Here is a 19225-nt window from a genome sequence, read left to right as displayed (position 1 = left end):
ACAGCCCTTGACCCGCACCACCTGAGAACGCTTATGAAGTTTCTATGCCCCTCCCACGAACTGGCACCCGACAGCAGCCGCGGCTTCGATATCGACGGCCGCAAGCTGTTTGCCGTGCGCCGCGAAGGCCGGGTGTATTTCTATATCAACCGCTGCCCTCATCGCGGCGTTCCGCTGGAATGGCAGCCGGACCGGTTTCTCGATCCCAGCGCGAGCATGATCCAATGCGCCACCCACGGCGCGTTGTTTCTGATCGAAAACGGTGAGTGCGTGGCCGGCCCGTGCGCGGGCCAGAGCCTCAGCCCCCTGCCCGGCCGCGAAGACGCACAGGGGTTGTGGGTACAACTCTAGTCGTTGAGCAACACCGTCAATGGCCGATCAATATAGATTTGCTGCGCCCCCACCTGCACGCCGTACGCCAGGACTTCCACCCCGGCAGCTTTGGCTTCACGCAGTGCCGCCGCGTAGCCCGCGTCGATTTCCTCGGCCGGCCTTACGCTGTCGATGCCCGACAGGTTCACACAGTACAACTGCACCGCCCGCACGCCGCTGCGGGCCAAATGCGCCAATTCGCGCAAATGCTTGGCCCCACGCTGAGTCACCGCATCGGGAAACGCCGCGACAGAGGTGCCGTCAAACCCCAGGGTGACACTTTTGACTTCGACATAGGCCGCGCCGTCGGGATAGTCCAGGCGAAAGTCGATGCGGCTTTTTTCCTGGCCATACGGCACTTCACGCTTTAGTCCGGTAAAGCCATTGAGCTCGGTGATCACCCCGGCATGCAGCGCTTCTTCGACCAACGGGTTGGCACGCGCGGTGTTGACGCACGCCAGGCGACCCTGGGGCGTTTCAGCGATTTCCCAGGTGCCCGGCAGCTTGCGCTTGGGGTCGTTGGAGCGGCTGAACCAGACTTGTCCGCCCTCGACCATGCAATTGAACATCGAGCCCGTGTTCGGGCAGTGAATGGTGAGCAACTCGCCGGTAGCGGTTTCGATATCGGCCAGAAAACGCTTGTAGCGGCGAATCAGCCGACCTTTTTCGAGGGGAGGATGAAAGCGCATCAGCCTTGCCAGCTCCGCAAACCACGGGCAATCCGCTCCACCGCTTCCTGTAGTCGATCGAGATTTTGCGTGTAGGCAAAACGCACATGATGCCCCGCCTGGAAGCGACCGAAATCCAACCCGGGCGTGAATGCCACGTGCTCGGTTTCAAGAAAATGCCGGCAAAATGCAAAGGCATCGCCACCAAAGGCGCTGATATCGGCATACAGGTAAAACGCCCCTTCAGGCTCGACCGCAATACCAAAACCCAACTCGCGCAAGGCCGGTAGCAAAAAGTCACGCCGGCGACCGAATTCGGCCCGTCGCTCTTCAAGGATCGCCAGAGTCTGCGGGGTAAAGCAGGCCAATGCCGCATGCTGGGCCATGCTCGGCGCGCTGATGTACAGGTTCTGCGCCAGCTTCTCCAGTTCGCCCACGGCTGCAGGGGGCGCCACCAGCCAGCCCAGACGCCAGCCGGTCATGCCGAAATACTTTGAAAAACTGTTTAAGACAAACGCCTCGTCATCCACTTCCAGCACGCTGGCCGCGTCAGTGCCGTAGGTCAGGCCGTGATAGATCTCATCCACTACCAGGTGGCCGTTGCGGGCCTTGATCGCGCTGGACAGGCCCGCCAGTTCATCACGGGTCAGGATGGTCCCGGTCGGGTTGGCCGGCGAAGCGACCAAGGCCCCCACGCTGTCCTGATCCCAGTAGCGCTCCACCAGATCGGCAGTCAGTTGGTAGCGCACCTCGGGGCCGACCGGCACCAGTTGCGCCGCACCCTCTACCAAGCGTAGGAAATGCCGGTTGCAGGGGTAGCCCGGGTCCGCGAGTAACCAATGCTTGCCGGGGTCCACCAGCAGGCTACTGGCCAGGAGCAAGGCTCCGGAGCCGCCCGGGGTGATCAGGATGCGCTCGGGGTCGATACTCAAGCCATAACGCTGCTGGTAGAAGCCACTGATGGCCTCGCGCAGTTCCGGCAAGCCACGGGCGGCGGTAGCGGGTTTTGCCGTTGGCCAGCGCGGCCTGGCCGGCCTGGATGATCGGTTCGGCGGTGGTGAAGTCCGGCTCGCCGATTTCCAAATGAATCACATCATGGCCTGCGGCCTGTAGCTCATTGGCCCGCGCCAGTAACGCCATGACATGAAAAGGTTCGATAGCTCGACTGCGAGCACTGTAGGGCTGAGCCATTAGCCTTCCTTAACAATGAGGACAAAATCGGGATTCTACCGAACCCGCGAGGTAAAACAATGCTCTATTGCCTGCCTGGCCCAGGGCAATGAGCCGGGCAAGCACCTGCAAAACGACTAAAATCAACATTCGAGACAATGTATACCCAGCCATTGCCGGTCGCAGCAGTTTGCAACCCCGGCAGGACGGGCCTCGACAACCGGGAGTGGCGCACCCCGAAGCTATCTGGTAAGTTCGCCCGCTTGCAGCCGCAGGGCCGGCAGGTGTCGGTGATGTTGCAATCCTGCGCAATGGATTAGAAGAGTGAGAGGCGGTCTATTCATGTCCACCCAAGCAAAGCAACAGCAGACTCAAGGTCTCGGCGGCTTCGAACCTTACGTAGAAAAGAAGGGCGAAGAATACATGGGCGAGCCCATGCGCGAGCACTTCACCAAGATCCTGAACAAGTGGAAACAGGACTTGATGCAGGAGGTCGATCGTACCGTTGGCCATATGAAGGACGAAGCAGCCAACTTTCCTGACCCGGCAGACCGTGCCAGCCAGGAAGAAGAATTTGCCCTGGAATTGCGTGCGCGCGATCGCGAGCGCAAGTTGATCAAGAAGATCGACAAGACGCTGCAACTGATCAAGGACGAAGAATACGGCTGGTGCGAATCCTGTGGCATCGAGATCGGTATTCGTCGCCTGGAAGCCCGTCCGACCGCAGACATGTGTGTGGACTGCAAGAACCTTGCAGAAATCAAGGAAAAACAGGTCGGCAAGTAATCCCTGCCGGGCCGAACAAATGGGGCGTGCAAACGCCCCATTTTTGTTTCTGGGGTTTGGCGGTTTTCCAGTAATATCCAGGCCATGACAGCCTCTCCCTATATCGGGCGTTTCGCCCCCACCCCCAGCGGCCATTTGCACTTCGGCTCCCTGGTTGCAGCCCTCGCATCCTATCTCGACGCCCGCGCCAATCAAGGCCGCTGGCTGATGCGCATGGAAGACCTCGACCCTCCCCGTGAAGAGCCCGGCGCCCAGGCGGCGATCCTGCATGCTCTGGAAAGCTATGGTTTTGAATGGGACGGGGAACTGGTCCGACAAAGCGAGCGGCATGATGCCTACGCCAAAGTCCTGAACGACATGTTCAACCATGGCCTGGCCTACGCCTGCACCTGCTCACGCAAGCAACTGGAACCGTATAACGGCATTTACCCGGGCCTGTGCCGCAACGCCGGCCACGCTCAGCAGGATGCTGCCATTCGCCTACGGGTTCCCGAACTGGAATACCATTTCACTGACCGCGTACAAGGCCAATTCCGACAACACTTGGGCCGCGATGTAGGCGATTTCGTCATCCGCCGCCGCGACGGCCTGTATGCCTACCAACTGGCGGTGGTGCTCGACGATGCCTGGCAAGGTGTCACCGATATCGTGCGCGGCGCCGACCTGCTGGACTCCACGCCGCGCCAGCTGTACCTGCAAGAACTGCTGGGCCTGCGCCAGCCGCGCTACCTGCATGTACCGCTGATCATCCAGCCGGACGGTAACAAGCTGGGTAAATCCTACCGCTCGCCGCCGCTAACGCCCGACCAGGCCACACCTCTGCTACTCAGGGCCCTGCGCGCCCTCGGCCAGCAGCCGGGGGATGAGCTGCTCCACGCCAGCCCACAGGAACTGCTCGGTTGGGGCATCCGGCACTGGGATGCCACCCGGATCCCGCGCACACTGACCCTGGCCGAAGCGCAATTGCACTGAAGACGCTTGCAGCCTGCCAACCATCCGTTAACATCGCCGCAGTTTTTCAATCAGAGGCCAACATGTACATCTATCGATTGGTCCTGCTGCTGGTCGTCGGGATCTACCTGTTTTCTCCCGCCATCATGGACTGGTGGATCGACGCCACGGGCGCCTGGTATCGCCCCTATCTGCTGTGGTTGATCCTGATCGTCGTGACTTTCATCCTGCAGAGCCAAAAAGATGCCGATGAGCTTTAGCCTGACCCAGATGCTGCTGATCAGCGCCGCCTACCTGGCCGCGCTGTTCGGGGTGGCCTGGATCAGTGAGCGTGGGATGATCCCGCGGGCGATCATTCGCCACCCGCTGACCTACACCTTGTCCCTGGGCGTCTATGCCAGCGCTTGGGCGTTCTATGGCACGGTGGGCCTGGCCTACCAATATGGCTATGGGTTTCTTTCCAGCTACCTCGGGGTATCCGGGGCCTTCCTGCTGGCGCCGGTGCTGCTGTACCCGATCCTGAAAATCACCCGCACCTACCAACTGTCGTCGCTGGCTGACCTGTTTGCCTTCCGCTTTCGCAGCACCTGGGCCGGCGCGCTGACCACGATCTTCATGCTGATTGGCGTGCTGCCGCTGCTGGCCCTGCAGATCCAGGCAGTGGCCGATTCCATCGGTATTCTTACCCACGAGCCGGTGCAACATCGGGTGGCCCTGAGCTTTTGTGCGCTGATCACCCTGTTCACGATTTTTTTCGGCTCGCGGCATATCGCCACCCGGGAAAAACACGAAGGCCTGGTGTTTGCGATTGCCTTCGAGTCGGTGATCAAGCTGATCGCCATCGGTGGCGTGGGCTTGTACGCGCTGTACGGGGTGTTCGACGGCCCGCAACAACTTGAGCTGTGGCTGCTGCAAAACCAGACCGCCCTCGCCGCCCTGCACACTCCGCTGCAGGAAGGCCCCTGGCGCACGTTGCTGCTGGTGTTCTTTGCCTCGGCCATCGTCATGCCGCACATGTACCACATGACCTTCACCGAGAACCTCAACCCGCGTTCGCTGGTCAGCGCCAGCTGGGGCCTGCCCCTGTTCCTGTTGCTGATGAGCCTGGCGGTGCCGCTGATCCTCTGGGCCGGGCTGAAACTGGGGGCCACCACCAACCCGGAATACTTCACCCTCGGCATCGGCATCGCCGCCAACAGTAAATCCCTGGCGCTGCTGGCCTATGTCGGTGGGTTATCGGCGGCCAGTGGCTTGATTATCGTCACCACCCTGGCGCTGTCGGGCATGGCCCTCAACCACCTGGTGCTGCCGCTGTATCAGCCGCCCGCCGAAGGCAATATCTACCGCTGGCTGAAATGGACACGCCGCGCGCTGATCGTGGCCATCATCATGGCCGGCTATGGCTTCTACCTGCTGATGGCGGCCGAGCAAGACCTGGCCAACCTCGGCATTGTGGCCTTCGTCGCCACCTTGCAGTTCCTGCCGGGGGTGTTGTCGGTGCTGTACTGGCCAACCGCCAATCGGCGTGGATTTATCGCCGGGCTGCTGGCGGGGATCCTGGTGTGGCTGGTGACCATGCTGCTACCACTGGTCGGCAACCTGCAGGGTTTCTACATCCCGCTGCTGAACATGATCTACGTGCTGGATGACACCAGTTGGCACATGGCAGCCATCGCCTCACTGGCGGCCAACGTACTGATGTTCACCCTGATCTCCCTGTTCACCAACGCCAGCCCCGAAGAAACCAGTGCGGCCGAAGCCTGCGCGGTGGATAACGTACGCCGCCCGCAACGCCGCGAACTGCATGCCGCCTCGCCCCAGGAATTCGCCACGCAACTGGCCAAGCCCCTGGGCGCCAAGGCTGCACAAAAGGAAGTGGAACAGGCACTGCGCGATCTGTACCTGCCTTTCGACGAGCGCCGCCCCTATGCCCTGCGCCGCCTGCGCGACCGCATCGAGGCCAACCTGTCCGGGTTGATGGGCCCCAGCGTGTCCCAGGACATGGTCGAGACCTTCCTGCCCTACAAGGCCGGCGGCGAAAACTATGTAACTGAAGATATCCACTTTATCGAGAGCCGGCTGGAAGACTACCACTCACGCCTCACCGGCCTTGCCGCCGAACTCGATGCCCTGCGCCGCTACCACCGCCAGACCCTGCAGGAACTGCCCATGGGCGTGTGCTCCCTGGCCAAGGACCAGGAGATCCTGATGTGGAACAAGGCCATGGAAGAGCTGACCGGCATCGCCGCCCAGCGCGTGGTCGGCTCGCGCCTGACCACCATCGGCGATCCCTGGCGCGAGTTGCTGCAGGGCTTTATCAACCTGCCCGACGAACACTTGCACAAACAGCACCTGGCCCTGGATGGCCAGACCCGCTGGCTGAACCTGCACAAAGCGGCCATCGACGAACCCCTGGCCCCAGGCAACAGTGGCTTGGTATTGCTGGTCGAAGACCTCACTGAAACCCAGATGCTCGAAGACAAGCTGGTGCATTCCGAGCGCCTGGCCAGTATCGGGCGCCTGGCGGCAGGCGTGGCCCACGAGATCGGCAATCCGATCACCGGTATCGCGTGCCTGGCGCAGAACCTGCGCGAGGAGCGCGAAGAAGACGACGAAATCACCGAAATCAGCGGGCAGATCCTCGAGCAGACCAAACGCGTCTCGCGCATCGTGCAATCGCTGATGAGCTTCGCCCATGCCGGCGGCCACCAGAATCACGATGAAGCGGTGTGCCTGGCTGAAGTCGCCCAGGATGCTATTGGGCTGCTGGCCTTGAACCGGCGTAATTTCGAAGTACAGTTCTATAACTTGTGCGATCCGGAACACTGGGTGGTCGGCGACTCACAACGCCTGGCCCAGGTGCTGATCAACCTGCTGTCCAATGCCCGCGACGCGACACCCGCCGGCAGTGCGGTAAGGGTCAAGAGCGAGGCTTACGAGCACACGGTAGACCTGATCGTCGAAGACGAAGGCAGCGGTATTCCACAGAACATCATGGACCGATTGTTCGAACCCTTCTTCACCACCAAGGATCCTGGTGAAGGTACCGGTCTGGGCCTTGCACTGGTCTATTCCATCGTTGAAGAGCATTATGGACAAATCACCATCGACAGCCCGGCTGACACCGAAAGCCAACGCGGCACCCGTATTCGGGTGACCTTGCCGCGTCATGTCGAAGCGACGTCCGCTGTGAACTGAGACCGTCGAGAGAATTGAATCAATGCCGCACATTTTGATCGTCGAAGACGAAACCATTATCCGCTCTGCCTTGCGTCGCCTGCTTGAACGTAATCAGTACCAGGTCAGCGAAGCCGGCTCGGTGCAGGAAGCCCAAGAGCGTTTCAGCATTCCCACATTCGACCTGATTGTCAGTGACCTGCGCCTGCCTGGCGCGCCCGGTACCGAACTGATCAAGCTGGGCCAGGGCACGCCGGTGCTGATCATGACCAGCTATGCCAGCCTGCGCTCGGCCGTAGACTCCATGAAGATGGGCGCGGTGGACTACATCGCCAAGCCCTTCGACCACGACGAAATGCTCCAGGCCGTGGCGCGCATCCTGCGTGACCGCCAGTCCACCAACAGTGCCCCGGCGGAACGGCCGGCCGGCAAGGCCGCCAGCGACAAACCCGGGGTCGACAACAGCAATGGCGAAATCGGCATCATCGGCTCCTGCCCGCCCATGCAGGACCTGTACGTCAAGATCCGCAAGGTTGCGCCCACGGACTCCAATGTCCTGATCCAGGGCGAGTCCGGCACCGGCAAAGAGCTGGTGGCCCGCGCCCTGCACAACCTGTCCAAACGCGCCAAGGCCCCGATGATCTCGGTGAACTGCGCGGCAATCCCCGAATCCTTGATCGAATCCGAACTGTTCGGCCACGAGAAAGGTGCCTTTACCGGCGCCAGCGCCGGACGCGCCGGCCTGGTGGAAGCGGCGGACGGCGGCACGCTGTTCCTCGACGAAATCGGTGAGCTGCCCCTGGAAGCCCAGGCACGCCTGCTGCGCGTATTGCAGGAGGGCGAGATTCGCCGGGTCGGCTCGGTGCAGTCACAAAAAGTCGATGTGCGCCTGATCGCCGCGACTCACCGGGACCTGAAGAGCCTGGCGAAAATCGGCCAGTTCCGCGAAGACCTGTATTACCGCCTGCACGTAATCGCCCTCAAGCTGCCGGCCCTGCGCGAACGCGGTGCCGACGTCAACGAGATTGCCAATGCATTCCTGTTGCGCCAGAGCGCGCGCGTCAACCGTACCGACCTGACGTTTGCGGCCGACGCCGAGCAAGCCATCCGCCACTATTCGTGGCCAGGTAACGTGCGCGAGCTGGAAAACGCCGTGGAGCGGGCTGTGATTCTTTCGGAGAGCCCGCAGATCTCCGCCGAGCTGCTGGGCATTGATATCGAACTGAGTGACCTGGACGATGACGACTTCATTGGCCTGGCACCACAACAGGGCGGCAGTAACACCAGCCATGAGCCTACAGAAGACTTGTCCCTGGAAGACTACTTCCAGCACTTCGTCCTGGAGCACCAGGACCATATGACCGAGACCGAACTGGCGCGCAAACTGGGTGTCAGCCGCAAGTGCCTGTGGGAACGGCGCCAGCGCCTGGGCATTCCACGGCGCAAGACCGGGGTTGCCAGCGAAAGCTGAGGTCAACTCACATTGGGTAACACCCCAAACGTGAAAAAACTGTTACCTCAGATATTCACGTAACAAAAAGCCGGGGCTTACGGTAACGAAGCCCCGGCTTTTTTTCGCCTGCCAAACACCCAAAACCCGGCCATCCCCCTGATTTTGCTGGGGCTCGCAAAAGTTGGCACGCACCCTGCTATATGCTTAGTACAAGAACAATAAAAAGCACCGTACACACACAATAAAAATAAGACGAATCGACTCACGCACAATAAAAACAACACGGCGGAGGCGCAGCTAACTGATTCTTTTGGAGAGGCGTTGCATTTGGGGCTTGCCCCGCAACCAGGCCGAGAACAACAAAAACTGCCCTAAGGCAGAGCCTGAACTGGTTGGATCATTGATCATCGCAACACAGCGACCAAAGCAATCCGTTTGCTCTTGACTCCCGATTGGGAGTGTCATGAAGGTCAAATCTCATGGCGAGGGCGATCAACAAAAACAAGAAGCCCGAAACCAATAATAAAAATAGAGCACGCAACTACTTTCTGGGGGAGCTTCGGCTCCCCTTGTAGTTTCTGCGATTTGAGCGCCGCACCGGCTTATTTAAGCATCTGGCTCAACGCTTGCAGCTAGTTCCTACACCATCCCCTGACTAAATGCTAGAATCCCGGCCCATCATGCGGTCATTCTTCGTTATGGCCGAACATTCCTTCAAACAGTGCATCCCATGCTGAAGAAGTTGTTCCAGTCATTCCGTTCCCCCTTGCGTCGTACGCAACACATTCGCAGCACGCCTGAAGTGCTCAACAGCAATCAACATTCGCTGCAGCGCGCCCAGTTCAGCCGTTATGCGGTGAACATCGTCGAACGCCTGCAGAACGCTGGCTACCAGGCCTACCTGGTCGGTGGTTGTGTGCGCGACATGTTGCTCAACATCACTCCCAAGGATTTCGACGTCGCCACCAGCGCCACGCCTGAACAAGTGCGCGCCGAGTTTCGCAACGCGCGGATCATCGGTCGGCGCTTCAAGTTGGTGCATATCCACTTTGGTCGCGAGATCATCGAGGTCGCCACCTTCCGAGCAGGCCACCCGCAAAACGATGAAGAGGAAGACAGCAACCAGTCTTCCCGCAACGAAAGCGGACGCATCCTGCGGGACAATGTGTACGGCACCCTGGAAGAAGACGCGCAACGCCGCGACTTCACCATCAATGCCCTCTATTACGATCCGGTCAGCGAGCGCATCCTCGATTACGCCAACGGCGTACACGATATTCGCAACCACCTGATCCGCCTGATCGGCGACCCTACGCAGCGCTACCAGGAAGACCCGGTGCGCATGCTGCGGGCCGTGCGCTTTGCCGCCAAGCTGAACTTCGGCATCGAGAAACATACGGCCGCGCCGATTCGCGAGCTGGCGCCGATGCTGCGGGAAATCCCTTCGGCACGCCTGTTCGAGGAAGTGCTCAAGCTGTTCCTTTCCGGGCATGCCGCCGACACCTTCGAAATGCTGGTGGACCTGCAGTTGTTCGACCCACTGTTCCCGGCCAGCGCCGATGCACTGGAGCACAACCCCACGTACACCCACACGCTGATCAGTGAAGCGTTGATCAACACTGACCTGCGGATCAAACAGAACAAACCGGTGACCCCGGCATTCCTGTTTGCCGCCCTGCTCTGGCCGGCGCTGCCCGCCCGCGTGCTGCGCCTGCAGAACCGTGGCATGCCGCCGATTCCAGCGATGCAGGAAGCCGCGCACGAGTTGATCGCCGAGCAATGCCAGCGCATCGCAATCCCCAAGCGCTTCACCATGCCGATCCGCGAGATCTGGGACATGCAGGAACGCCTGCCACGGCGCAGTGGCAAACGTGCCGACCTGCTGCTGGACAACCCGCGCTTCCGTGCCGGCTATGACTTCCTGCTGCTGCGTGAAAGCGCCGGCGAGCAGACTGATGGCCTGGGCGAATGGTGGACCGACTACCAGGACGCCAATGACAGCGAACGTCGCGAGATGATTCGTGAACTGAGCAGCAAAGGCGAACCCACTGGCGACGGCCCGAAAAAGCGCCGCCGCAGCAGCGGTAGCAAACGCAAGCGCAGTGCCGCCGATACCTCTGGCGAATAAGCACCGTGGAGCGTATCTACATCGGCATGGGCAGCAACCTCGCTGCCCCGCAACAGCAATTGCGCAACGCCATCGAGGCGTTGGCGCAGTTGCCGAACACCACATTCGTCGGTGTTTCTGCCTTCTACCAAAGTGATTCCCTGCTTCCCGGCCAGCCCCGCTATACCAATGCGGTGGCGGCGCTGAACAGCACCCTCGCGCCACTGGAACTGCTGGATGCGCTGCAAGCCATCGAGAACGACCAGGGTCGCGAACGCCTTGAGCGTTGGGGCCCGCGCACCCTGGACTTGGATATCCTGCTGTTTGGCGATCGCCTGATTGATGAGCCGCACCTCAAGGTGCCTCATTACCAGATGCATCTAAGGGCTTTTGTGTTGTATCCACTTGCCGAACTGGCACCGGCCACTTTGCAACTGCCTGACGGCCGCCTACTCAGTGATCTGCTCGATCAATGCCCATTCGTCGGCCTGGAACGCCTGCCTCCTGCTTGACTCAAGCCCTGTGGGCGCTGGCCGAGCACGCCTTTTACCTGCTGAATCGCATCAGTAACAGCGGTAACACCCCGCTCGTAACAATGCGGTAACACATCCAATTGACTTCCAGAGTCCTCCTCACGACTATAGGCGTCCCGCTGCCGCCAACCCGGCGCTGAAGGGCGCAATCCAGGCCTTATAAGCACTGCTCTGAAGAAAGTGCGCCTGTATAAACGAAGACTCACGCGCGTTACTCGCTGTTTCCAAGCGCCTGAACGAGGACCCTTTTCATGCCAGACATTACCCTGACCACCTTGCAGAGCCTCAAACTCAAGGGTGAAAAAATCACCATGCTGACCTGCTATGACGCCACGTTCGCCCAGGCTTGCTGCCAGGCCGGGGTCGAGGTGTTACTGGTGGGCGACTCCCTGGGCATGGTTCTTCAAGGGAATGACAGCACCCTCCCCGTCACCACCGATGAACTTGCCTACCACACCGCCAGCGTCAAGCGCGGTAACGAAGGCGCCTTTATCATCGCCGACCTGCCGTTCATGGCGTACGCAACGCTTGAGCAGACCTTCCAGAACGCCGGCAAGCTGATGCAGGCCGGGGCACATATGATCAAGGTCGAAGGTGCCTTGTGGCTTGCCGAGTCGATCCGATTGTTGGCTGAACGCGGCGTTCCGGTATGCGCACACATGGGCCTCACGCCACAGTCCGTCAATATCCTGGGTGGCTACAAGGTCCAGGGCCGTAATGAAGCCCAAGCCCGGCAGATGCGGGCCGACGCCATCGCCCTGGAGCAGGCCGGCGCTGCAATGATTGTGCTCGAGTGCGTGCCTAGCGAACTGGCGGAAGAAATCACCCAGGCGGTGAAAATCCCGGTGATCGGCATTGGCGCCGGCAGCGCGACCGACGGCCAGGTCCTGGTGCTGCATGACATGCTCGGCCTGAACCTCACCGGCCGCGCCCCCAAATTCGTGAAGAACTTCATGACCGGCCAGGACAACATCCAGGCCGCGCTGAGCGCCTATGTGGCTGAAGTCAAAGCCGTTACCTTCCCTGGCCTCGAACACGGATTCTCTGCATGAACACCGTAAAAACCCTGCGCGAACTGCGGGCCGCCGTCACTCACGCGCGTAACGCCGGCAAGCGCATTGGCTTCGTGCCGACCATGGGCAACCTGCATGCCGGCCACGCTACGCTGGTGACACGCGCCGCCGAACAAGCCGACTTCGTGGTGGCGAGCATTTTCGTCAACCCACTGCAGTTTGGCGCCGGTGAAGACCTGGACAAGTACCCGCGCACTCTGGCCGCCGACCAGGAAAAGCTGCTGGTGGCGGGCTGCAACCTGCTGTTCGCCCCCACCGTCGACGAGATGTACCCCGACGGCATGACGGTGCAGACCCGGGTCAGCGTGCCGCAACTGTCCGAAGGCCTGTGCGGCGCCAGCCGCCCGGGTCACTTCGAGGGCGTGGCGACGGTGGTGAGCAAACTGTTCAACATGGTCCAGCCCGACCTGGCGGTGTTCGGGCAAAAGGACTACCAGCAACTGGCGGTGATCCGCGCCATGGTGCGCGACCTGAACATGCCGATCCAGATCATTGGCGAGCCCACCGTGCGCGCCGAGGACGGCCTGGCGCTGTCCTCGCGCAACGGTTACCTGACTGAAGAACAGCGCGCCATCGCCCCGGTGCTGTACCGCAGCCTCCGTCATATCGCCACCGCCATTGAAAACGGCGACCGCGACTTCGCCAAGCTGCGGGCCGAGCAGGTCCAGCACATCGAGGCCGCCGGCCTGCGCATGGACTACCTGGAAGTCTGCCAGGGCCAGCACCTGCGTCCGGCAACCGCCGAGGATCGTGATGTGGTGATCCTGGTCGCCGCGTACCTGGGCGCAACACGGTTGATCGACAACCTGCACCTCAACCTCAGCGCTTAAGCCTGGCAATCTCCCCATGTGGGAGCGGGCTTGCCCTCGATGGCGGACGGTCAGTCGATGTATTTGTCGCTGACCCAGCACCATCGCGGGCAAGCTCGCTCCCACATTCAGTTTTTAGCGCCTCCCAGGCCCCGGTATAAAAAAGTACCGGCTTGCGCGCAGACAAAGCCAAGACATATCGACACGCTAGGTTTAATGTAATCGCCCGGCGTTATAGTTAGCGCTGTCTGGAACCCAAACCTTGATACAAAACTGGATGTTCCGGGTTTAGAAGTGTCCTAAAAGCAGTCCCAGTAATAAAAAGGAAACCCGCAGCGATGGCGTATTACCGCACCCCTCATGACGTTACCGCTCTGCCCGCCTGGCAAGCGCTCAATCAACATCGCCAAGCCATGCAGGATTTCAGCATGCGCGAAGCGTTTAATGCCGATCCCCAGCGCTTTACCCAGTTCACGTTGAGCAGCTGCGGACTTTTCCTCGATTACTCGAAAAACCTGATTACCCCTGAAACCCGCGACCTGCTGGTGGGCCTGGCCAACGAAGTCGATCTCAAAAGCGCAATCAAGGCGCTGTTCGATGGCGAGCCGGTCAACTCTTCGGAAGGTCGTCCGGCGCTGCACACCGCACTGCGCCGCCCGGTGGGCGACAAGTTGTCGGTCAACGGCACCAATATCATGCCCGACGTGCACAAGGTGCTGAACCAGATCACCGACCTGGTGGGCCGCATCCATGACGGCCTGTGGCGTGGCTACACCGAGAAGCCGATCACCGACGTGGTCAACATCGGCATCGGCGGTTCGTTCCTCGGCCCAGAGCTGGTCTCCGAGGCACTGTTGTCCTACGCCCATAAAGGCGTGCGCTGCCACTACCTGGCGAATATCGATGGCAGTGAATTCCACGAGCTAACCCAGAAGCTGCGCGCCGAGACCACGCTGTTTATCGTCTCGTCGAAGTCCTTCAACACCCTGGAAACCCTGAAAAACGCCCAGGCCGCCCGCGCCTGGTACCTGGCCCAGGGTGGCTCGGAAGCCGAGCTGTATCGCCACTTTATCGCCGTGTCGAGCAACAACGCGGCGGCCGTGGCCTTCGGTATCCGTGAAGAGAACATCTTCCCGATGTGGGATTGGGTCGGCGGCCGTTACTCGTTGTGGTCGGCCATCGGCTTGCCAATCGCCCTGGCCATTGGCATGTCCAACTTCAAGGAACTGCTGTCGGGTGCCTACACCATGGACCAGCACTTCCAGACCGCGCCGTTCGAGGCAAACATGCCGGTGCTGCTGGGCCTGCTGGGTGTGTGGTACGGCAACTTCTGGGGCGCCCAGAGCCACGCGATCCTGCCGTACGACCACTACCTGCGTAACATCACCAAGCACTTGCAACAGTTGGACATGGAATCCAACGGCAAGAGCGTACGCCAGGACGGCACGCCGGTTTCCACCGATACTGGCCCGGTTATCTGGGGCGGCGTGGGCTGCAACGGTCAGCACGCGTACCACCAGTTGCTGCACCAGGGCACCCAGTTGATCCCGGCCGACTTCATTGTGCCGATCGTCAGCTTCAACCCGGTCTCCGACCACCATCAGTGGCTGTATGCCAACTGCCTGTCCCAGAGCCAGGCGCTGATGCTCGGCAAAACCCGCAGCGAAGCCGAAGCAGAGTTGCGTGACAAAGGCATGGCCGAAGACGAAATACAAAAGCTGGCGCCGCACAAGGTGATCCCGGGCAACCGCCCGAGCAACACCCTGGTGGTGGAGCGGATCAGCCCGCGCCGTCTGGGCGCGCTGGTGGCGATGTATGAACACAAAGTATTCGTACAAAGCGTCATCTGGGGCATCAACGCCTTTGACCAATGGGGCGTGGAGCTGGGCAAGGAACTGGGCAAGGGCGTCTACAACCGCCTGACGGGCGCCGAGGAAACCTTGGCCGACGATGCCTCGACCCAAGGCTTGATCAACTACTTCCGTGGTCGTCACCGCGGTTGATGTGATCGGCACTACAATCAGGGATTGAACCTGCACAAGCGCCCCCTGGGGGAGCTGGCTTGCCAGCTCCCCCAGGGACCAGCCTTGAACTCTTGTCTCTATAACAAGAAGAGGGATCCCTAATGTTCGATATCAGCCAGTTTCCCCATGCCGATGCAGTGCGCCGGGGCGCGCAACTCAGTCAAGAGGGCTACCAGCGCCTCTATCGGCAATCCATCGAACACCCCGATACGTTCTGGGCCGAACAGGCCAAGGCGCTGCTCGACTGGATCACGCCCTGGCAGACCGTCCAGCACTGCGATATCAACACCGGCGCCGCGCAGTGGTTTGCCGGTGGCCAGTTGAACGTCAGCTACAACTGCATTGACCGTCACCTGGCGCAACGCGCCGATCAGCCGGCCTTTATCTGGGAAGGCGATGATCCTGCAAAATCTTCCAAAATCACCTACCGCCAACTTCACCAAAACGTCAGCCGCCTGGCCAATGTGCTGAAAAGCCGTGGCGTGAAAAAAGGCGACCGGGTGTGTATCTACATGCCGATGATTCCGGAAGCCGCCTACGCGATGCTGGCCTGCACGCGGATTGGTGCGGTGCATTCCGTGGTGTTTGGCGGGTTCTCACCGGATGCCCTGCGCGACCGTATCCTGGATGCCGACTGCCGCACCGTGATCACCGCCGATGAAGGCGTACGCGGCGGTAAACCGGTGGCGCTGAAACAGAATGTCGACAAGGCCCTGGCCAGCTGTCCGAATGTCACGACGGTGCTGGTGGTGGAACGAACCGGTGCGCCCGTAGCCTGGACTGAAGGGCGCGACCTCAAGTATCAACAGGCGGTGGAAGCGGTCAGCGACGCATGTCCGCCCGAGCCGATGGCTGCCGAAGACCCGCTGTTTATCCTCTATACCTCCGGCAGTACCGGCAAGCCCAAGGGCGTGCTGCACACCACCGGCGGCTATCTGCTGCAAGCGGCGATGACCTTCAAATACGTGCTCGATTATCGCGAGGGCGAAGTGTTCTGGTGCACCGCCGATGTCGGCTGGGTCACGGGCCATAGCTATATCGTGTACGGGCCGCTGGCCAATGGCGCCACGTCCCTGATGTTCGAGGGTGTGCCGAGTTACCCGGACAGCTCGCGCTTCTGGCAGGTGATCGATAAACATCAGGTGAATATTTTCTACACCGCGCCCACCGCCCTGCGGGCCTTGATGCGCGAGGGTCATGGCCCGCTGGAAAGTACGTCCAGGGCCAGCCTGAGATTGCTCGGCAGTGTCGGCGAGCCGATCAACCCGGAAGCCTGGGAGTGGTATTTCAATGCCGTCGGCGAGCAGCGCTGCCCGATTGTCGATACCTGGTGGCAGACCGAGACCGGCGGCATCATGCTCAGCCCGCTGGTCAGCGCCCAGCGCATCAAGCCCGGCTGCGCGACCCAGCCGATGTTTGGGGTGCAGCCGGTATTGCTCGACGAGCAGGGCAAGGAAATCAGCGGCGCCGGCAGCGGCGTCCTGGCGATCAAAGCCAGTTGGCCGGGGCAGATCCGCAGCGTGTATGGCGACCCGCAGCGGATGATCGACACCTACTTCAAGCCCTACCCCGGCTACTACTTTACCGGCGACGGTGCGCGGCGCGACGAGGATGGCGACTACTGGATCACCGGGCGTATTGATGACGTGATCAACGTCTCCGGCCATCGCATCGGCACCGCCGAGGTGGAAAGCGCGCTGGTGCTGCATGACAAAGTGGCCGAGGCTGCCGTCGTCGGCTATCCCCATGACCTCAAGGGCCAGGGCATCTATGCGTTTGTCACACCGATGAATGGCGTCGAGCCCAGCGATGCGCTGAAAAAACACCTGCTGGACCTGGTCAGCAAGGAAATCGGCGGCTTTGCCAAGCCGGAGCTGATCCAATGGGCGCCGGCCTTGCCGAAAACCCGTTCAGGCAAGATCATGCGGCGTATCCTGCGCAAGATCGCCTGCAACGAACTGGACAGCCTGGGCGATACCTCGACCCTGGCCGATCCGAGCGTGGTCGACGGCCTGATCGACAAGCGCCTGAACCGATAGGAACCCCCAAGCCACCATGGAATTTCTGCGCAACCGTATCGAATCCCAACTGATGAGCCTGACGGGGCTGTCCCTGGGCAATCTGGACCTGGAAAGCCCCAAGGGCGACCCAGGGCTGTTCGGCCCGGACTCGGTGAGCTGGAAGGTCCATGGTGACTTCAGCAGCATGCTGATCGGGGGTATCAGCGCCTTGATGTTGCAGGCGCTTCATCCCCTGGCGCTGGCCGGCGTGTGGGACCATTCGAATTTTCGCCAGGACATGCTTGGGCGTTTGCGCCGCACTTCGCAGTTTATTTCCGGTACTACGTTTGGCTCGCGCCGCGACGCGTTATGGCTGATCGAAAAGGTGCGCACCATCCACCTGCAAGTGGTCGGGCACGCACCTGACGGGCGCCCCTACGCGGCCAGTGATCCTGAATTGCTGACCTGGGTTCACGTCGCCGAAGTCAGCAGCTTTCTGGCGGCGCATTTGCGCTACAAAAACCCGGATCTATCGCCCAGAGACCAGGATCGGTATTACAGCGAGATTGCCCTGGTCGCCGAACAACTGGGGGCTCGCCACGTGCCGCGTTCAAGGCAGGAAATTGCTGATTACCTGCAACGTATTCGCCCACAACTGCTGTGTGACGAACGCAGCCGCGAAGTACTGCGCCTGTTGCTCGATGCCCCGGCTCCCAGCGCCCTGGCCAAGCCGTTCGGGGCGCTGATGATGCAGGCCGGGATCGACCTGCTACCGGACTGGGCGGGTGACATGCTGGGTCAACAGCAAAGCCCGCTGCAACGCCAACTGATCCGCGCCGGGGTCAGGCGCAGCGCGCCGCTGCTGCGCTGGGCGATGCGCAATGGTTCGGTGCAACGGGCCCACAGGCGGATGGGCCTGCTGTAACGACACACACCCTGTGGCAATTGGCTTGCCCGCGATACTGATCGACCTGCACCCGCGCCATCGCCGGCAAGCCGACGCCCACAGGAGCTGTTAAACTTGCGCGCTTCAATTCCCCAGCAAGGCGCGCTCCATGTCGTCCCTGAATCAGGCGCTGCGCGCCGCCCTCGATCACCGCCAAGACCTGCTCGCCGAGCTGCATGCCCAAGGCACCGATTGCTATCGGTTGTTTCATGGCAGCCAGGAAGGCGCGGGGGGCCTGACCATCGACCGTTACGGCCCGCAATTGATGGTGCAGAGCTTTCACCAGTCCCTGGACAGCGATGCGCTCCTGCAAGTGCACCTGATGATCAACCAGTACCTGGGCCTGGAGTTGCTGCTGGTCTATAACGACCGCTCCCGAGGCAACTCGCGTATCGACCGCGAAGACACGGTGTACCGCGCCGAACCTGCGGCCCTGGAAGACCTGGTTGGCCACGAATGGGGCCTGAACTATCGCGTGCGCGGTCGCCACCCGGGGCAGGACCCGCTGCTGTTCCTGGATCTGCGCAATACCCGCGGCTGGGTCAAGGCGCACAGTGCCGGCAAAAGCGTGCTGAACCTGTTTGCCTACACCTGCGGCGTCGGCCTCAGTGCAGCGGCCGGCGGGGCCCGCGAGGTGTGCAACCTGGACTTCGCCGAGGGCAACCTGGCAGTCGGTCGCGAAAACGGCGAGTTGAACCCGCAACTGCCAGCCATGACGTTTGTACAGTCCGATTACTTCCCGGCAATCCGCCAACTGGCCGGGCTGCCGATCACCCAGCGTCGCGGGCAAAAACTGCCGAGCTACCCGCGCCTGGAGCAACGTCAATATGACCTGGTGCTGCTCGACCCACCCGCCTGGGCCAAGAGCGCCTTTGGTACCGTGGACCTGTTGCGTGACTACCAGAGCCTGCTCAAGCCGGCATTGCTGGCCACCGCGCAAAACGGTGTACTGATCTGCTGCAACAACCTGGCAAAGGTCAGCATGGATGACTGGCGCGAGCAGGTCTTGCGCTGTGCTGAAAAGGCTGGCCGCCCCGTACGCGACTGGACAGTGATGACACCCGGCGCTGACTTTCCCTCACAAGACCAGCAGCCGCCGCTGAAGACCCTGATCCTGCAGTTGTAGGATTGCCCTGAAAGAACCTGTCTGGCGTAA

Annotated in this window: 15 protein-coding genes and 1 pseudogene; 14 read left to right on the top strand and 2 right to left on the bottom strand. The window is 61.1% G+C overall.

Annotated elements, in window-relative coordinates:
* Positions 1-33 precede the first annotated feature (33 nt).
* Positions 34-351: a Rieske (2Fe-2S) protein gene (locus PSH80_RS03820; RefSeq protein ID WP_057960643.1), complete on the top strand. Its 318-nt coding sequence runs from the start codon at positions 34-36 to the stop codon at positions 349-351.
* Here the strand turns inward: PSH80_RS03820 and sfsA are convergent.
* A complete protein-coding gene (gene sfsA, locus PSH80_RS03815; RefSeq protein ID WP_057960644.1) occupies positions 348-1061 on the bottom strand; it encodes a DNA/RNA nuclease SfsA in 714 nt (237 codons plus the stop codon). The two genes, PSH80_RS03820 and sfsA, sit on opposite strands and share 4 nt — an antisense overlap.
* A pseudogene (locus PSH80_RS03810) lies at positions 1061-2231 on the bottom strand (pyridoxal phosphate-dependent aminotransferase). The gene sfsA and the pseudogene PSH80_RS03810 overlap by 1 nt, the downstream one beginning before the upstream one ends.
* A 321-nt stretch (positions 2232-2552) precedes the next feature.
* On the opposite strand from PSH80_RS03810, the gene dksA reads away from it, so the two are divergent.
* The 13 genes from dksA (at position 2553) to PSH80_RS03745 (ending at position 19195) form a co-directional block, all read left to right on the top strand.
* Positions 2553-2996, top strand: coding sequence for an RNA polymerase-binding protein DksA (gene dksA, locus PSH80_RS03805; protein ID WP_057440158.1), 444 nt, complete (start codon positions 2553-2555; stop codon positions 2994-2996).
* Between the two features lie 84 nt (positions 2997-3080).
* On the top strand, positions 3081-3968 hold the full coding sequence (gene gluQRS, locus PSH80_RS03800; RefSeq protein WP_057960646.1) for a tRNA glutamyl-Q(34) synthetase GluQRS: 888 nt from the start codon (positions 3081-3083) through the stop codon (positions 3966-3968).
* A gap of 62 nt (positions 3969-4030) precedes the next feature.
* Complete coding sequence (locus PSH80_RS03795) at positions 4031-4207, top strand: hypothetical protein (RefSeq protein WP_003176118.1); 177 nt, start codon at positions 4031-4033, stop codon at positions 4205-4207.
* Positions 4191-7145: a sensor histidine kinase gene (locus tag PSH80_RS03790; RefSeq protein ID WP_170045325.1), complete on the top strand. Its 2955-nt coding sequence runs from the start codon at positions 4191-4193 to the stop codon at positions 7143-7145. Before PSH80_RS03795 ends, PSH80_RS03790 begins: the two co-directional genes overlap by 17 nt.
* 22 nt (positions 7146-7167) lie before the next feature.
* Positions 7168-8595 (top strand): sigma-54 dependent transcriptional regulator, encoded by a 1428-nt coding sequence (locus PSH80_RS03785; protein WP_057960648.1) that lies wholly within the window; start codon positions 7168-7170, stop codon positions 8593-8595.
* Positions 8596-9307: 712 nt separating this feature from the next.
* Positions 9308-10705, top strand: coding sequence for a polynucleotide adenylyltransferase PcnB (locus tag PSH80_RS03780; RefSeq protein WP_057960649.1), 1398 nt, complete (start codon positions 9308-9310; stop codon positions 10703-10705).
* A 5-nt stretch (positions 10706-10710) separates the two neighbouring features.
* On the top strand, positions 10711-11196 hold the full coding sequence (gene folK / locus PSH80_RS03775) for a 2-amino-4-hydroxy-6-hydroxymethyldihydropteridine diphosphokinase (protein WP_128593137.1): 486 nt from the start codon (positions 10711-10713) through the stop codon (positions 11194-11196).
* 272 nt (positions 11197-11468) lie between these two features.
* The gene (gene panB, locus PSH80_RS03770; protein ID WP_057960650.1) at positions 11469-12269 is read left to right on the top strand and encodes a 3-methyl-2-oxobutanoate hydroxymethyltransferase; all 801 of its coding nucleotides are present in this window, start codon (positions 11469-11471) and stop codon (positions 12267-12269) included.
* Positions 12266-13120, top strand: a complete 855-nt coding sequence (gene panC, locus PSH80_RS03765) for a pantoate--beta-alanine ligase (RefSeq protein WP_057960651.1) — start codon at positions 12266-12268, stop codon at positions 13118-13120. The genes panB and panC overlap by 4 nt, the downstream gene beginning before the upstream one ends.
* A 317-nt stretch (positions 13121-13437) precedes the next feature.
* The gene (gene pgi / locus PSH80_RS03760; RefSeq protein ID WP_057440163.1) at positions 13438-15102 is read left to right on the top strand and encodes a glucose-6-phosphate isomerase; all 1665 of its coding nucleotides are present in this window, start codon (positions 13438-13440) and stop codon (positions 15100-15102) included.
* Between the two features lie 122 nt (positions 15103-15224).
* Positions 15225-17162 (top strand): acetate--CoA ligase, encoded by a 1938-nt coding sequence (gene acs / locus PSH80_RS03755; protein WP_057960652.1) that lies wholly within the window; start codon positions 15225-15227, stop codon positions 17160-17162.
* Between the two features lie 16 nt (positions 17163-17178).
* Positions 17179-18048: an oxygenase MpaB family protein gene (locus tag PSH80_RS03750; RefSeq protein WP_057440165.1), complete on the top strand. Its 870-nt coding sequence runs from the start codon at positions 17179-17181 to the stop codon at positions 18046-18048.
* Between the two features lie 130 nt (positions 18049-18178).
* Complete coding sequence (locus PSH80_RS03745) at positions 18179-19195, top strand: class I SAM-dependent rRNA methyltransferase (protein ID WP_305419256.1); 1017 nt, start codon at positions 18179-18181, stop codon at positions 19193-19195.
* The last annotated feature ends 30 nt before the right edge of the window (positions 19196-19225 follow it).

It is taken from the genome of Pseudomonas sp. FP818 (genome assembly GCF_030687335.1).
GTDB lineage: Bacteria > Pseudomonadota > Gammaproteobacteria > Pseudomonadales > Pseudomonadaceae > Aquipseudomonas > Aquipseudomonas shahriarae.
Note: the sequence above shows the minus strand (reverse complement) of the source record. Positions and strands in the feature narration are given on the sequence as shown.

Coding starts and splice junctions, on each gene's coding strand:
- PSH80_RS03820 (WP_057960643.1), top strand. CDS start 34: ATGAAGTTTCTATGCCCCTCCCACGAACTGGCACCCGACAGCAGCCGC.
- sfsA (WP_057960644.1), bottom strand. CDS start 1,061: ATGCGCTTTCATCCTCCCCTCGAAAAAGGTCGGCTGATTCGCCGCTAC.
- dksA (WP_057440158.1), top strand. CDS start 2,553: ATGTCCACCCAAGCAAAGCAACAGCAGACTCAAGGTCTCGGCGGCTTC.
- gluQRS (WP_057960646.1), top strand. CDS start 3,081: ATGACAGCCTCTCCCTATATCGGGCGTTTCGCCCCCACCCCCAGCGGC.
- PSH80_RS03795 (WP_003176118.1), top strand. CDS start 4,031: ATGTACATCTATCGATTGGTCCTGCTGCTGGTCGTCGGGATCTACCTG.
- PSH80_RS03790 (WP_170045325.1), top strand. CDS start 4,191: ATGCCGATGAGCTTTAGCCTGACCCAGATGCTGCTGATCAGCGCCGCC.
- PSH80_RS03785 (WP_057960648.1), top strand. CDS start 7,168: ATGCCGCACATTTTGATCGTCGAAGACGAAACCATTATCCGCTCTGCC.
- PSH80_RS03780 (WP_057960649.1), top strand. CDS start 9,308: ATGCTGAAGAAGTTGTTCCAGTCATTCCGTTCCCCCTTGCGTCGTACG.
- panB (WP_057960650.1), top strand. CDS start 11,469: ATGCCAGACATTACCCTGACCACCTTGCAGAGCCTCAAACTCAAGGGT.
- panC (WP_057960651.1), top strand. CDS start 12,266: ATGAACACCGTAAAAACCCTGCGCGAACTGCGGGCCGCCGTCACTCAC.
- pgi (WP_057440163.1), top strand. CDS start 13,438: ATGGCGTATTACCGCACCCCTCATGACGTTACCGCTCTGCCCGCCTGG.
- acs (WP_057960652.1), top strand. CDS start 15,225: ATGTTCGATATCAGCCAGTTTCCCCATGCCGATGCAGTGCGCCGGGGC.
- PSH80_RS03750 (WP_057440165.1), top strand. CDS start 17,179: ATGGAATTTCTGCGCAACCGTATCGAATCCCAACTGATGAGCCTGACG.
- PSH80_RS03745 (WP_305419256.1), top strand. CDS start 18,179: ATGTCGTCCCTGAATCAGGCGCTGCGCGCCGCCCTCGATCACCGCCAA.